At 74.0% G+C, this 14,253-nt stretch carries 15 protein-coding genes; 10 read left to right on the top strand and 5 right to left on the bottom strand.

What is annotated here, in order from left to right; genetic code table 11:
* The first annotated feature begins 60 nt into the window (after positions 1-60).
* Positions 61-297: a hypothetical protein gene (locus FXF50_RS11980; protein ID WP_148427773.1), complete on the top strand. Its 237-nt coding sequence runs from the start codon at positions 61-63 to the stop codon at positions 295-297.
* Here FXF50_RS11980 and FXF50_RS11975 read toward each other — a convergent pair.
* Positions 294-2,759 carry a helicase-associated domain-containing protein gene (locus FXF50_RS11975; RefSeq protein WP_148427290.1) on the bottom strand — a complete coding sequence of 822 codons (2,466 nt, stop codon included), beginning with the start codon at positions 2,757-2,759 and terminating at the stop codon, positions 294-296. The genes FXF50_RS11980 and FXF50_RS11975 overlap by 4 nt on opposite strands.
* 61 nt (positions 2,760-2,820) lie before the next feature.
* Between FXF50_RS11975 and FXF50_RS11970 the strand changes: the two genes are divergently transcribed.
* Together FXF50_RS11970 and FXF50_RS11965 are read left to right on the top strand one after the other, a co-directional pair.
* Positions 2,821-3,444 carry an HAD family hydrolase gene (locus FXF50_RS11970; RefSeq protein WP_148427289.1) on the top strand — a complete coding sequence of 208 codons (624 nt, stop codon included), beginning with the start codon at positions 2,821-2,823 and terminating at the stop codon, positions 3,442-3,444.
* A 27-nt stretch (positions 3,445-3,471) separates the two neighbouring features.
* The gene (locus FXF50_RS11965; RefSeq protein ID WP_026267952.1) at positions 3,472-3,858 is read left to right on the top strand and encodes a cold-shock protein; all 387 of its coding nucleotides are present in this window, start codon (positions 3,472-3,474) and stop codon (positions 3,856-3,858) included.
* Here the strand turns inward: FXF50_RS11965 and FXF50_RS11960 are convergent.
* The gene (locus FXF50_RS11960) at positions 3,819-4,649 is read right to left on the bottom strand and encodes a 1,4-dihydroxy-6-naphthoate synthase (protein WP_148427288.1); all 831 of its coding nucleotides are present in this window, start codon (positions 4,647-4,649) and stop codon (positions 3,819-3,821) included. The genes FXF50_RS11965 and FXF50_RS11960 overlap by 40 nt on opposite strands.
* Positions 4,650-5,228: 579 nt before the next feature.
* Here FXF50_RS11960 and FXF50_RS11950 point away from each other — a divergent pair.
* The gene (locus tag FXF50_RS11950; protein WP_255510002.1) at positions 5,229-6,086 is read left to right on the top strand and encodes a GNAT family N-acetyltransferase; all 858 of its coding nucleotides are present in this window, start codon (positions 5,229-5,231) and stop codon (positions 6,084-6,086) included.
* Here the strand turns inward: FXF50_RS11950 and FXF50_RS11945 are convergent.
* Together FXF50_RS11945 and FXF50_RS11940 are read right to left on the bottom strand one after the other, a co-directional pair.
* A complete protein-coding gene (locus tag FXF50_RS11945) occupies positions 6,058-6,708 on the bottom strand; it encodes a futalosine hydrolase (RefSeq protein ID WP_148427286.1) in 651 nt (216 codons plus the stop codon). The two genes, FXF50_RS11950 and FXF50_RS11945, sit on opposite strands and share 29 nt — an antisense overlap.
* Complete coding sequence (locus FXF50_RS11940) at positions 6,705-8,297, bottom strand: MFS transporter (RefSeq protein ID WP_148427285.1); 1,593 nt, start codon at positions 8,295-8,297, stop codon at positions 6,705-6,707. Before FXF50_RS11940 ends, FXF50_RS11945 begins: the two co-directional genes overlap by 4 nt.
* Positions 8,298-8,384: 87 nt before the next feature.
* On the opposite strand from FXF50_RS11940, the gene FXF50_RS11935 reads away from it, so the two are divergent.
* Positions 8,385-9,224, top strand: a complete 840-nt coding sequence (locus FXF50_RS11935; RefSeq protein WP_148427284.1) for a DUF3027 domain-containing protein — start codon at positions 8,385-8,387, stop codon at positions 9,222-9,224.
* A gap of 18 nt (positions 9,225-9,242) precedes the next feature.
* On the opposite strand, the gene FXF50_RS11930 is transcribed toward FXF50_RS11935, so the two are convergent.
* Complete coding sequence (locus FXF50_RS11930) at positions 9,243-9,503, bottom strand: DUF2530 domain-containing protein (RefSeq protein WP_148427283.1); 261 nt, start codon at positions 9,501-9,503, stop codon at positions 9,243-9,245.
* 89 nt (positions 9,504-9,592) lie between these two features.
* On the opposite strand from FXF50_RS11930, the gene FXF50_RS11925 reads away from it, so the two are divergent.
* The 5 genes from FXF50_RS11925 to thpR all read left to right on the top strand — a co-directional run bounded on the left by FXF50_RS11925 (position 9,593) and on the right by thpR (position 14,162).
* Positions 9,593-11,074 carry an NCS2 family permease gene (locus FXF50_RS11925; RefSeq protein ID WP_148427282.1) on the top strand — a complete coding sequence of 494 codons (1,482 nt, stop codon included), beginning with the start codon at positions 9,593-9,595 and terminating at the stop codon, positions 11,072-11,074.
* Between the two features lie 64 nt (positions 11,075-11,138).
* On the top strand, positions 11,139-11,588 hold the full coding sequence (locus FXF50_RS11920) for a MarR family winged helix-turn-helix transcriptional regulator (protein ID WP_187399635.1): 450 nt from the start codon (positions 11,139-11,141) through the stop codon (positions 11,586-11,588).
* Between the two features lie 76 nt (positions 11,589-11,664).
* On the top strand, positions 11,665-12,951 hold the full coding sequence (locus FXF50_RS11915; RefSeq protein WP_148427281.1) for an MFS transporter: 1,287 nt from the start codon (positions 11,665-11,667) through the stop codon (positions 12,949-12,951).
* Between the two features lie 119 nt (positions 12,952-13,070).
* Positions 13,071-13,580, top strand: coding sequence for a hypothetical protein (locus FXF50_RS11910; protein ID WP_148427280.1), 510 nt, complete (start codon positions 13,071-13,073; stop codon positions 13,578-13,580).
* Positions 13,581-13,583: 3 nt separating this feature from the next.
* Positions 13,584-14,162, top strand: coding sequence for an RNA 2',3'-cyclic phosphodiesterase (thpR, locus tag FXF50_RS11905; RefSeq protein WP_148427279.1), 579 nt, complete (start codon positions 13,584-13,586; stop codon positions 14,160-14,162).
* The last annotated feature ends 91 nt before the right edge of the window (positions 14,163-14,253 follow it).

The following is a 14,253-nucleotide window of genomic DNA, read 5'->3' as shown; positions in this document are numbered from 1 at the left end:
GTGACCCCCTCCGGTGCCACGCTGGAGGTCGGGTCCACCACGGGGCGGGAGGGACTGGAGATGACCGTCGATCACGACGTGCTTCCCGAGAACGACCGGGCGCGCCAGCAGGAGGTCTCGACCGCGGCCATGGTCGGCTACGCGGCCGCCGCCACGGGCATCTTCGGCTGGTTCCTCTTTGGGCTGCTGGTGCAGCGGCAGGGCTTCGTCGACTCGGTCGGCGAGTCGGCCGGGGCCGCGTTCGGGCTGCTGCTCGCCGTCTCGGTGATCGGCACCCTGCGCCGCAACGGGGACTAGTCCTCCAGCACCGCCGCGGTGATGCGGTGCAGCGCGAAGGTGTGCAGCATCTCGGTGCGCTCGTCCTCGGCGCGCAGGTAGCCGGCCCCGATCGAGACGGGCCGGACCAGCCGGGACGCGGTCGCCCCGTGCGCGTCGACGTAGCCGACCCAGACCAGCGCCTTGTCGCGTACCGCCTGCTGGAGCACGGCCAGGGCGTCGCTGTGGGTGTGCGCCGGGCCCGGGCCCTTGCGTGCCGTCCCACGGACCACCTCCGGCGCCCGCCGGGCCGCCCGGGCGGCCGCCTCGCCCCGGCGGATCTGCTCGACCACCCCGAGCAGCCGGGGCATGGGCAGCCGCGGCGCCGCGAGCGGGTCGAGGCTGCGGCTGGTCACCGGCACCCGGGCCGGCGCCCGCCGGGTCTTCGGCCGGGCGAGCACCGCGGCGCCGCCGGCATCCTCGGGCACCGGCGCGTAGCCGGCGTCGCGCAGCGCGGTCAGCATCCGGTTCACCTGGTACGGGGTCACCAGCACCGTGGGGGCCAGCCGCCGGAAGGCCAGCGCCTCCAGCCGCTTGTCGGACTGCACCTCGGTGAGCAGCGCCTCGTCGTCGCTGCGCACGTAGCCGCCGGCCGACCCGACGCGCAGCCCACCGTGCTTGCGCGCCACGTCGTCCACCAGGTAGCTGAGGCCCTGCGGCACCGGGGTACGCGACCGGCGGCGGAACAGCGCGTGCAGGTCGTCGGCGGAATAGCCGGCGTCCAGGGCCCGTCGAACGCTGGCCGTGGTGACCCGGTACACGCTCGCCCCGCCGGCCGACTCGTGCTCGGCCACCACGTCCAGTTCGGCGGCGAGCGCCGGGTCGGGCGGGCCGGGCACCACGACGGTCAGGTCGGCCTGCACGAGGAAGTGGTCGACGGGCGCGGGCAGCAGCGCGTCCAGCGCGCGGACGGCGGTGGACGGCTCGCCCGACTCGGCGTCGGAGTAGAGCCCGAGCGGATCCTCCCCCCGCTCGTCGTCGGTCAGCTCGGCCAGCAGCAGCCGCCCGTACGAGGTGAGCGCCCCGAGCCCGGTCACCCCGAGCTGGGCGGCCTCGGCCAGCACCTCGCGGTGCGCCGCCTCTCGGCCCCGCGCCCGCCGGGGTGCGCGCCAGTCCAGCAGCTCCAGCACCTCGTCGGGGGTGGGGGCGGTCGCCGGGGCCAGGTCGGCCAGCACGGCGAGCACCGAGCGCCGTGCAGCTGGCGCGCCGGCCCGTTCCGCCTCGGCGGAGAGCACCGAGATGGGCCGGTCCCGGTCGTCGCGCTGGCCGACCAGGCCCACCTGGCGGGTCATGCTGAGCCAGGCCCGGGCCAGCTGCTCCCAGCGCTGGGCCAGCGAGGCGGCCCGCCACACCTCGTACCCGCCGGTGGGCAGGATCTGCTGGTCGCCGCCGTAGCGGGCGGTGACCGTGCCGGTCAGGTCCAGCTCGCCGAGCAGCCCGGCCGCGTACGCCACCTCGAAGATCAGCGCGGTGGTCGGGTCGTCCAGCCCGAGGCCGCGGGCCAGCCGGCGCAGGTCGCGGACGCCCACGCCGCCGGAGCGCAGCACCGGGGCGGGCTCGGCGGCCAGGGCCTCCAGCAGCGCCTCGGTGTGCCGGACCACCTCCATGGTCTGCCCGGCGCCGGCCGAGTCGACGGCCTTGGCCTCGCGCGGCGGGCTCGACACCAGCGGCGGGCTGGTGCGCAGCGGGCCGAGCGGGCCGCTGTCGCGGCGCAGCAGTTGCGCCACCTCGCGAGGCAGCTCGACCGTGCCGCCGCCCTTCACGGCCGACATCCGGACCAGCAGCCGGTGCTCGACCAGCCAGCGGATCGGGGAGCCGGTGGCCGCGCCGCCGTTGACCAGGTCCGGCGGGAGGGCGTCCTCCTCGCCGGTGGCGGGGGCGTCCAGCGCGCCCGGGGGCACGGTGCCGACCGGCGGGCCGGCGGCGAGCCGGTCCAGGATCGCCCGGGCCGAGGGCGGCGCGGACAGCAGCGTCCGCCGCAACTTCGCCGGGTCCGCGCAGACGGCCGCCGCGCGCGGGTCCAGCTCCGCGGCCGGCCGGCCCAGCCCCGCCGGGTACGGGGACACCTCGTCGACGCCGCCCACCACGTGCAGGTCGTGCTCCGGGCCGTACAGCAGGAAGAGCGCACGGAGCTTGTTCACGGCGCCGCGGACGGTGGCCGGGGCGGGCGGGTGCGGCCCGGCGGTGGCCAGGGCCAGGATCGCCTCGGTGCTGGTGCCGCCGCCCTCCGGGTCCCGGGTGAGCCGGGCGGCGTCCAGGATCAGAAGGGTGAACTGATCCAGCCCGTCGAGCGCCCGGGCCACGGAGACCCGCGACTGGGCGCGGATGGCGAGGGCCGAGACGTCTGCCGGCACGGGCACGACGAGGTCCGGCCGCAGCTGGAGGAGCGCGGCCAGGGACTCGTCGGGGAGGGTCCGCAGGTGGTCGGCGAGTGAGGTGGTCATCGTCGTTCCACGCTAGCCCGGCCGGGGGCCGTCCCGCCCGTCGGACGGGTACGTTCTCGGCATGCCCCCGCTCATGGTCGGATTCGACCTCGACATGACCCTGGTCGACTCGCGCCCCGGCATCGCGGCCGCCTACCGGGCGCTCACCGCGCTGACCGGCGTGCCCGTCGACGCCGACCTGGCGGTCTCCCGCCTCGGGCCGCCGCTGCGCACCGAGATCGCCCACTGGTTCCCGCCCGAGCAGGTCGACGAGGCGGTGACGACGTACCGGGAGCTCTATCCCGCGTACGCGATCACTCCGACCCTGCCGATGCCCGGCGCCGAGGCCGCGATCGAGGCGGTGCACGCCCGCGGCGGCCGCGTCATGGTGGTGACCTCGAAGATCGGTCGGCTCGCGAAGCTGCACCTGGACCACCTCGGGCTGGCCGTCGACGAGCTGGCCGGCGACCTGTTCGCGGAGGAGAAGGCGACCGCGCTCCGGGAGCACGGCGGGACCCTCTACGTGGGCGATCACGTGGCCGACATGGCCGCCGCGCAAGCTGCGGGAATCCCGGGCGTGGGAGTGGCAACCGGCCCCTGCACGAGGGACGAGCTGAGCGCCGCCGGAGCGCACGTGGTGCTGGATGATCTCACCGGATTCCCAGCGGCGCTGGACCGGATCATCGGGCTAGCCTGGGAGGGGTAGAGGTTCCGAGCGAAGCAGGGGTTTCAGGTGCCGACGGGTCGAGTGAAGTGGTATGACGCGGCCAAGGGATACGGGTTCGTCACCAGTGACGAGGGTGGCGACGTGTTCCTGCCCAAGGGCGCGCTACCGGCGGGTGTCGCCGACCTGAAGGGCGGCCAGCGGGTCGATTTCAGCGTGGTCGACAGCCGGCGGGGCGCCCAGGCCATGGGGGTCAAGCTGCTGGAGGCGCCGCCGTCAGTGGCGGAGCTGCGCCGCCGGCCGGCCGAGGAGCTGCACGGCCTGGTCGAAGACATGATCAAGGTGCTGGAGGCGAAGGTCCAGCCGGACCTGCGTCGGGGCCGCTTCCCGGACCGGAAGACCGCGCAGAAGATCGCTCAGCTGGTCCACGCCGTGGCGCGCGAGCTGGAGGTCTGAGGGACGAGCCCGGCGTCGGCGGCCCGGCCCAGCAGCGCCTCCACGGCGGCGAAGCCGGCCTCTCCCAGGTCGGCGGTGAACTCGTTCACGTAGAGGCCGATGTGCCGGTCCACCACGTCGGGCTCCATCTCCTGCGCGTGGGCGAGCACGTACTCCCGGCTGGCCTCCGGGTCGGCCCACGCCTGCCGGACCGACTCGCGGATCCAGGCGGCCGCCTCGACCGGGTCGACCGCGCCCTTGCGGGCCAGGATCGCGCCGAGCGGGATCGGCAGCCCGGTGTCGCCCTCCCACCACTCGCCCAGGTCGACCAGGGCGGTCAACCCGTGCCGCGGGTAGGTGAAGCGCGCCTCGTGGATCACCAGGCCGGCGTCGTACCGCCCGGCGGCCACCCCCGGCATGATCTCGTGGAACGGCACCACCTCGATCCGCGCCGGCGCCTGGTCGGCCGCCCAGAGCCGGAACAGCAGGTACGCCGTGGTCCGCTCGCCCGGCACCGCCACCGTCGCCCCGGACAGGTCTTCCCGGTCGCCCCGGGTGAGCACCAGCGGCCCGCAACCCCGGCCCAGCGCGCCTCCGCAGGGCAGCAGGTGGTAGTCGTCGAGCAGCCACGGCAGCGCCGCGTAGCTCACCTTCACGAGGTCGAACGCCCCGCGCTCGGCGGCCGTGTTCGTGACATCCACGTCGGCGTAGGTCACCTCGACCGGCGGCGCGCCGGGCACCCGGCCGTGCACCAGGGCGTCGAAGACGAACGTGTCGTTGGGGCAGGGCGAGATCGCGAGGGAGAGCGCCACGCCCCCACCGTAACCCCGCCCCGTCCGGCGCCCGCCACCCCGGCCCGCCGGGTGTGACGGGGACCGGTCGTGCCGCCCGTCGAACCCGACGACTCCGGCCGCTAGGAGCTTGATGACGTGAATGGATCGCGGCAACCGTTGACTCTTCAGTCTTGCTGTCCGGGGCCCCGGCGCCCGGGCCGTGACGGTGAATTCGTCGCGTGGGCGTCCTGCCAGTGTCGGGACCCCTTGTTCGGCCGCTAGAAACTTGATGACGTGAATGGATCGCGGCAACGGCTTGACAGCGGCTGCCGGCGCCGGACATCCGATGCTGCGGGGGCCTAGCGTCTCGGGGCCTCGGGCCTCGGGCCTCGGGCCTCGGGCCTCGGGCCTCGGGCCTCGGGCCTCGGGCCTCGGGCCTCGGGCCTCGGGCCTCGGGCCTCGGGCCTCGGGCCTCGGGCCATGAGTCACCCACGTCATCAAGTTTGTAGTCGCCCGGGACATCACCCGCTCCCCAGCCAGACGCGGTGTTCCACATGGTTATCCACAGGTGGAAACCCGGGGTTGAGGGAGGCTGGGACGCCGGCTCACCATGGCCCGGTGACCGACGCCGGAGCTGTGACCGATCTGGCTGCGACCCTGCGGGCGCTACGCCGCGCGGCCGACCTGAGTCAGCGGGAGCTGGCTGGAAGGTCCGGGGTGCCGCAGGCCACGATCGCCCGCATCGAGTCGGGGCGGTCATCGGATCCGAGCTTCCGGACCGTCGAGCGCCTGATCGGTGCCGTTGACGGTCGGATCGTGCTCCGAGGAGGGCCAGTGGCCGGTGAGTTGGCGACGGAGTTGGCGACGGTGCCGCACGAGGATCTGCGGGACGCCGCGGGGCGGCACTGCCCCGCTCACCTGGACGCCCGCGAGGTGCGTGAGCCGAGGGACTGGCCCGGCGCCTGGTGGGCGCACTGGTTCAACCTGCCAGCAGACCGCTGGCCGCCGTTGCCAGCCGTGACGTTCCGGCTCGATCGCACCGTGCGGGACCGCGAACGGGTGCGCGAACGAGCGCGCCGCGACCACCTGGTCCGCCGCTACGTCGATCCGGCGCTGCCGTCGACCTCCTGGCGGTTCGTCGCCGAGTTGCCGGACGGCGATCTCGTCGGTGAGCTGCGCGCGCACGAACGCACCAGCGACCTGCTCATCGGGTACCCCGAGCTGGGCCAGCAACAGATCGTGCTGGACGGGGTGCTCGTCGCCCCGGCCTACCGGCTACTGGGCATCGGACGGCGGCTGATCGCCGCGCTCCTGACGGAGATGGATGAGGCCGGCGTGCGGTCGGCGCATGCGATAGCCGAGAGCGGCGGCGCCAGTTTCCTGCTCGCGTGCGGGTTCGAACTGGAGGCGAGCCGGCCGGCGGCGCTGCGGTTCGACCGGCCGGGATTTAGCGGAGCGCGGCCGCAGCAGCCGTGAGCGCGGCGAACGCCTCCCGCATCCGCCACGACCCGCGGTCGCGGGGGCCGATCGGGTTGGACACCGTCCGCAGCTCAGCGAAGGGCAGGCCGGCCTGGGTGGCGGCGACGGCGACGCCGTACCCCTCCATGGCCTCGGCCACGGCGTCGGGGTGCCGGTCGGCGAGGGCGGCGGTGCTCGCGGCCGTGCCGGTCACCGTGCTGATCGTGAGCACCGCGCCGACGGTGGCCGCCGGGAGGGCGGTCCGCAGGGCGCCCAGCAGGCCCGGGTCGGCGGGCACGACGCTGCCGCCGCCCAGCAGCTCGGCCGGCATGCCGAGGTCCTCCACGGGGATGAAGCCGGTGGGCGACTCGGCGCCCAGGTCGGCGGCGACGCTGCGGGTGGCCAGCACGGTGCCGCCGACCGGCACCCGGCCCACGAAACCGCCCGCGATGCCCGCGCTGACCACCGCCCGGTACGGCCGTCCGGCCGCCTCGGCCAGCGCCAGCAGCCGCGCGGTGGCCGCGCCGGCGACGGCGGGGCCGACCCCGACCGGCACGACGGTGACCGTGGGATCGGTGAGGCCCGCCCGGACCGCGTCCGCCTCGGCGGGTACGGCGGTCACCACCAGCAGTCCCGTCACGCCACCGGTCCCCGGGGCTCCCGGCGGTTCTCGTCCTCGGTGCCGCCCGGCCCGCCCACCGAGGAGGACGGGCGGTAGATGTGGAACCCGGGCGGCGCCAGCTCGTCGTCGTCCACCGGCGGGGGCGGGTCGGCCCGGGGCGGGGCCGGCGAGGTGGGGGTCGGGTCGTCGAACTCCGCCTCGTTGGCCAGCTCGTCGTCGCCGAGCGGGCGGCCGACCAGGTGCTCGCCGCGCAGCCGGGTGGCCATCAGGACCCCGCGGGCGGCCACCAGCGCGGCCACGCCGGCGGCCACCGCCACGCCGACCCGGCCGGTGAACGGGACCAGCCCGAGGCCGCCGCCGGCCACGAAGGCGAGCATCAGCACGGTCTCCGAGTGGGCGAAGGAACTGGCCCGCAGCCGCTCCGGAATCCGCTCCTGGATCGAGGCGTCGACCGCGAGCTTGGCGATCCCGCTGAACAGGGAGGCGACCAGGCAGAGCAGTGCCACCAGGGGCAGCGAGAACTTCAGCGCGGCGAGCACCGCCACCCCGGCAACGATGATCGTGCCGCTGGACTGGATCGCCGTGGGGCGGTGGATGTGCAGCCGGGTGCCGATCGCGGTGGCCAGGAAGCTGCCCACCGCCAGCGCGCCGCCGACCAGGCCCAGCGCGCCCTGGGCGCCCAGGTTCCGGCCGAAGAAGTCGGTGGTCAGGTCGCCGGACTTGATCGCGAAGGCCAGGAAGAGCAGCAGGAAGCCGTACAGCCCGCGCAGCGCCGCCGACCCGATCAGGGTGGCGATCACCAGCCGGCCGGCCGGCCGCCCCCGGCCCAGCGGGCGTTCCCCGTCCCGGCGGCGCAGCGCCCGCAGCGGACGCGGCACCCGCTCCGGCGGCTCCGAGTCGGCCCGCGGCGGCAGCCGGAGCGCGATCACCATGCCGATCAGGAAGATCAGCGAGGCGACCCGGAGCGGCCACTGCGGCCCGAACCAGAACGCGGCCAGCCCGATCGGCGCGACCAGCGCGCCGGCCACCGTGCCGTAGACGCTCGCCCGGGCGCCCGCCTGGGACAGCCCGAGCCCCTCCGGCAGCAGCCGGGGCACCGCCGCCGAGCGGGCCACCCCGTACGCCCGGGAGAGGGCGAGCACCCCGAACGCGGCCGGGTAGAGCCCGAAGCCGCCGATGTAGTCGGAGATCAACCAGGCCAGGAAGGCGCGGCCGAGCATGGTGGCGGCCAGCGCGTACCGGCGGCCGTGGCGGAAGTGGTCCAGCAGCGGGCCGACCACGGGGGCGAGCATGGCGAACGGGACCATGGTCACCAGCAGGTAGAGCGCGACCTTGTTGCGGGCCTCGCCCAGCGGCACGTCGAAGAAGATCGTCCCGGCCAGGCCGATGGCGATCAGGGTGTCCCCGGCGCAGGAGAGGGCGTGCAGGTCGAAGAGGCGGACCATGCCGACCTCGTTGCCGGCGCTGCGGGCGCGGGCCGTCCCGGCCCGCCGGGTCATCCACCGCCCGCCGCGCAGCGAGCCCCGGAGCAGCAGGCGGGTGGCGCGGATGCCGGTGCCGACGGTCCGCCCGAGGACGGACCGGCCGGAGCGGGAGGACAGCGGCATGCGTCCCATCCTCGCCCATCTCATCCATGTGTGCCGCACCACCCGGGGAGAACGACACCGGGGAGTGCCTGTGACTCCACCGCCGGCATGGGGAACAATGGTCCGGTGACCAGGCCCGCCTCCGCCCGCGCTCCCCGGCTCGACCAGGTGTGCGCCGCCGCCGTTGACGTGGCCCGCGCCGCGATCACCGAGGTGGACCCCGCCGACGTCGGCGACCACCTCCAGGCCGTCGCCGAGGGCGACCGGCTCGTCACCCACTACTTCGAGTGCCACCTGGCCGGCTACCGCGGCTGGCGCTGGGCCGTCACGGTGACCCGGGTGCCGCGCAGCCGCAAGGTCACCGTCTGCGAGACGGTGCTGCTGCCGGGCGCCGACGCGCTGCTCGCCCCGGGCTGGCTGCCCTGGCAGGAGCGGCTCAAGCCGGGCGACCTGGGCCCGGGCGACCTGCTGCCCACCCCGGCGGACGACGAGCGGCTCGCCCCCGGCTACCTGCTCTCCGACGACCCCGCCGTGGAGGAGACCGCCTGGGAGCTCGGCCTCGGCCGGGCCCGGGTGCTGTCCCGGGAGGGGCGCACCGAGGCGGCCCAGCGTTGGTACGACGGCGACCACGGTCCCGACGCGGCGATCTCGGTGGCCGCGCCGGCCGCCGCCCGCTGCGGCACCTGCGGCTTCTACCTGCCGCTCGCCGGCGCGATGCGGCAGGCCTTCGGCGCCTGTGGCAACTTCTACGCCCCCGACGACGGTCGGGTGGTCAGCGCCGACCACGGCTGCGGCGCGCACTCCGAGACGCTCATCGAGGCGGCCGAGAGCCCGGTGGACGAGCTGCCCACGGTCTACGACGACAGCGCGGTGGAAGCGGTGTCGGTGAGCCGGGCCCCGGGCTCGGTGGAGGCGGCCGAGCCGGCGGAGCCGTACGGCCACCCCTGAGCGGTCAGCGCTGAGCGGTCAGCCCTGACGGGCGGTGGCCGCCCGGCGGCGGCGCCGGTTGGCGTCGTGCCGCATCATCACGGCCAGCCCGGGAAAGCCCCACAGGAAACCGGCGAGGCAGGTCCAGAGCCAGTTCTCGTGGCCGTGCTCGGTGAGCCAGTCGCGGAAGAAGAGCAGCAGCACCAGCCCGGCCACCGCCCAGACGACCAGCCCGGCGACGGCGATCGGCACCATCGGCGGGTCGAGCGGCTCGGGCCGTGGTGGTTGCTCCTGGGGCACGCTCCCAGCGTACGCGATCGTCCTTCCCTGCCCGTGAGTGATCTGGGACGATGCGCGCGACAACCGGTCGATCGATATGTGAGGACCCGATGGCCATAGCGCCGCCGCCGGACCACGGCACCCCACCCGATCCCGCGCACCCGCGCAACGCCTTCGACCGCTTCTTCGAGATCTCCGCCCGCCGGTCGACGCCGGGCCGGGAGGTCCGGGGCGGTCTGGCCACGTTCTTCACGATGGCGTACATCGTGGTGTTGAACCCGCTGATCCTGGGCAGCGCCGCCGACGGTGACGGGCGCAAGCTCGCCATCCCGGCGCTGGCGGCGGCCACCGCGCTGGTCGCCGGCGTGATGACCATCCTCATGGGCGTGGTGGCCCGGTTCCCCATCGCGCTGGCCGCCGGGCTGGGCGTGAACGCGCTCGTCGCGTTCGAGATCGCGCCGCAGATGACTTGGGCGGACGCCATGGGTCTCGTGGTGATCGAGGGTGTGCTCATCGGCATCCTCGTGCTCACCGGGCTGCGTACCGCGGTGTTCCGCTCGGTGCCGACCCAGCTCAAGACGGCGATCGGCGTGGGCATCGGCCTCTTCCTGACCATCATCGGCCTGGTCGACGCCGGCTTCGTCCGGCGGGTGCCGGACGTCGCGAACACCACGGTCCCGGTCGGGCTGGGCATCAGCGGCAAGATCGTCAGCTGGCCCCTGCTGGTGTTCGTGGTGGGCCTGCTGCTCACCCTGGTGCTGGTGGTACGCCGGATCCGCGGCGCGATCCTCATCGGCATCCTGGTCTCGACCGTGCTGGCGATCATCGTGGAGGCGGTCGGCAACATCGGGCCGTCCTTCGTCAACGGGAAGCCCAACCCCAAGGGCTGGGCGCTCAACGTGCCCGAACTGCCGAAGAAGGTGGTGGACGTCCCCGACCTCTCCCTGCTCGGCAACTTCAACGTGCTGGACTCGTGGACCCGGGTCGGCTGGCTGGTCCCGCTGATGTTCGTGTTCACCCTGCTCATCACGGACTTCTTCGACACCATGGGCACGATGGTCGCCATCGGCCAGGAGGGCGACATGCTCGACGAGCGGGGCACCCCGCCGCGGGCCCGGGAGATCCTGCTGGTCGACTCGATCGCCGCCGCCGCGGGTGGCGCGGCCTCGGTGTCGAGCAACACGTCGTACATCGAGAGCGCCGCCGGCGTCGCGGAGGGCGCCCGGACCGGGGTGGCCAACCTGGTCACCGGCGGCCTGTTCCTGCTGGCCATGTTCCTCGCGCCGCTGGCCGTGGTGGTGCCCTTCGAGGCCGCGTCGACGGCGCTCGTGGTGGTCGGCTTCCTCATGATGACGGCGGTCCGCACCATCGACTGGACCGACTACGAGATCGCCATCCCGGCGTTCCTCACCATCGTGCTGATGCCCTTCACCTATTCGATCTCGAACGGCATCGGCGCGGGCGTGATCACGTTCGTCCTGCTGAAGCTGGCCAAGGGCAAGGTCCGGGACGTCCACCCCCTGCTGTACGGAGTGGCGGCCCTGTTCATCCTTTACTTCCTGCGCGGGCCGATCGAGGCCGTGGTGCTCTGAAGTCGCTGGTGAGCCTGGTCATATCGCATGTCGTTAGCCAGGCTCATTAGTTAAGCTAACTACTGTGACGGAGCGGACGGTGACGGCGAAACGCGTGCCACCGGCGCAGCTGGCCCCTCAGCTGCGTGATGCGATCACCCGACTCAACCGGCGGGTCCGGCAGGCCCGACCGGTCGGTGACCTCACGGTCACCCAGCTCTCGGCGCTCACCAGCCTCAAGTTGGCGGGCGCCCTGACACCCCGGGAGCTGGCCGATGTCGAGCGGGTGCAGCCGCCCACGATGACGAAGATCGTCGCGAAGCTGGAGGAGCGCGGCCTCGTGCAGCGCACCCCCCACCCGACCGACGGACGGCAGGTCATCCTGGCGGCGACCGAGGGGGGACGGGCCGTGCTCGACCAGTTCGAGCGGGCCCGCAACGAGTGGCTGGCCAGCCGGTTGGCCGCGCTGACCGAGGAGGAACGCGACACGCTGAGCCGTGCCGCCGACATCCTCCAGGGCATCGCTCGCGCCTGAACGGGTATCCGCGTCTCGCGGTCCGCTTCGTCCGTTGTGGATGAGGCGTACCTGATCGCGAGGAGGCGCACCTAGAGTGCAGGCCAAGTTGAGCACGATGTTCCAGTCCCTACGAGTCCGTAACTACCGACTCTTCGCCACCGGGCAGCTGATCAAACTGATCGGCGTCTGGATGATGTTCATCGCCCAGGACTGGCTCGTCCTCGAGCTCAGCGACAACTCCGCGACCGCGCTCGGCGTGGTCACCGCGTTGCAGTTCACCCCCGTCCTCCTGCTGACCCTGCTCTCCGGCCGCCTCGCCGACCGCTACGACAAGCGGATGCTGCTCTTCGTCGCCAACGCGCTCTGGACCGTGCTGGCGCTGGTGATGAGCATCCTGGTGATCACCGGTCTGGTGCAGCTCTGGCACGTCTTCGCGTTCGCCGCCCTGCTCGGCGTCGCCAACGCCGTGGAGACCCCGGTCCGGCAGGCGTTCGTCTCCGAACTGGTCGGCGTGCCGCTGCTGCCGAACGCGCTCTCCCTCAACGCGGCCACCTTCAACTCGGCCCGGATCGTCGGCCCGGCCGTCGCCGGCCTGGCCATCGCCGCCTTCGACGTCGGCCCGGTCTTCCTGTTCAGCGCGCTCAGCTCCATCGCCCCGCTGGTCAACGTCGTCCGGATGCGCGCCGCCGAGCTGCACCGCAAGGACCTGCCGCCGGCCGGTCAGCGCGACCAGGCCAAGGTCGTGGACGGCCTCCGGTACGTCGCGCGCCGCCCCGACCTCCTGCTGCCCATGGTCGTCATGTCGGTGATCGGGATGAGCCTGTTCAACTTCCAGCTCACTCTCGCGGCGCTGGCCAAGACCGTGTTCCACACCGGCGCCGCCTCGTTCGGCCTGTTCAGCACCGCGCTGGCGGTCGGCGCGCTGGTCGGCGCCCTCGCGGGCACCGGACGGCGCAGCCGGCCCTCCGTCTGGCTGGTGCTCGGCGCGGCGGTCGGCTGCGCCAGCTTCGGCACCCTGGTCGGGCTCGCCCCGGCGTACTGGCTGGCGGTCGCGCTGCTGCTGCCCACCGGGTTCTTCATGGTGTTCTTCGCCCAGGCCGCCAACCAGCGGGTCCAGCTCGGCGTCGACGCCGCCTTCCGGGGCCGGGTCATGGCGCTCTGGGTGCTCGTCTTCCTCGGCACCAACCCGGTCGGCGCGCCGATCATCGGCTGGGTGGCCGAGACCTACGGCGCCGGCGCGAGCATCTGGATCGGTGGCCTCATCTCACTGGCCGCCGCGCTGCTCGCGCTCACCTGGCAGCTGCGCCGCTCCGGCGCCCGGCTGCGGATGCGGGTGCTGCCCATGCCGCGCTTCTACGTGGTGTCGCCCGGGGCCGAGTGACCCGTCGACCGCCCGAAGGACCGGTTCCCGCCCGTGGGGACCGGTCCTTCCTCATTCATTCGCGTCCGGATCTCGCCAATCGGGTGGCGGGCGGGGACACGGGGGAATAGCGTCGATACGTGGGAGTGGGGCGGGGACTGCTGCTGATGCTGGCGATCCTCGCTGTCTGCTGCCTGCCGGCCCTGTTCGCGCTGGTCTTCTGCGCCGACGAGATCCTCGACCGGGTGGCCTGCGGGTGGGCCGAGTGGCGCGAGCAGCGGCGGGAACGTCGCACCATCGCCCGGCTGGACCGGGCCATCGAGGCCGAGTCGCTCACCCGGGACATCGACCTCACCGAGTTCGACCGGGCCGGCCGCCGCCCGCTGGAACAGCTCGCCACCGACCTGCGCCGCCTCGGCGGCCACCGGCTCGCCGCCAGCGACCGCTCGGTGGTGTGGCACGGCGCGGTCATCGACGCGTACGACGAGCGGCTGCGGGCCGCCTGCGGGGCGCTGGGCATCGCCGAGCACCTGACCGAGCTGGAGGGCGTCGACCGGGAGATCGAACGGGTCCGCGTCGAGGGCCTCCTGCACGCCGCCGGGCTGACCCTGCCCGCCGCCCGTCCCGGGCACCACCAGCGGCACCGCTGACCGGTGCGGCTGTTCGTCGCGGTCTACCCGCCGAAACCGGTGGTCGACGACCTGGGCGCCCAGGTCGCCCGCCTGCGCACCGGCGCCGCCTCCGCGGCCGGCACCAACGTCCGGCTGGCCGACCCGGCCAACGCCCACCTCACGCTGGCGTTCCTCGGTGACACTCCCGACGACCGGCTGGTCGACGTGGAGAGCGCGCTCGGCCTCGCCGCGCAGACGTTCCGCGACGCCCGGGGCAGCTCCCCGCGGCTGCGGCTCGGCGGTGGGGGCAGCTTCGGGCGCGGCCGGTTCACCGTGCTCTGGGTGGACGTACAAGGCGAGGTCGACGCGCTGGCCGTGCTCGCCCGGCTGATCCGGTCCGGCCTGCGCCGGGCCCGGCTGCCGCACGACGAGAAGCCCTTCCGGGCCCACCTGACCATCGCCCGCCCCGGCGACCGGATCGACCGCGCCGACGTGCTGGCCGACCGGGAAACCCTGCACGACTACCTGGGCCCGGAGTGGAGCGCCGACGAACTCGTCCTGGTCCGCAGCCACCCCGGCCCAAACCCCACCTACGACCGCCTGGCCACCTGGCCCCTCTGACCCCCACCATCCCCCGCGATCTTGCACTTTGTGCCCCGACAAAAGGCCCAAACGGCCCACACCGAGGGCACCAACTGCAAGATCGGCGGGG

It is taken from the genome of Micromonospora sp. AP08, from assembly GCF_008085935.1.
Classification (GTDB): Bacteria; Actinomycetota; Actinomycetes; order Mycobacteriales; family Micromonosporaceae; genus Micromonospora; species Micromonospora chersina.
The sequence above is the reverse complement of the archived record's forward strand: the minus strand, read 5'-3'. Positions and strand labels throughout refer to the sequence as shown.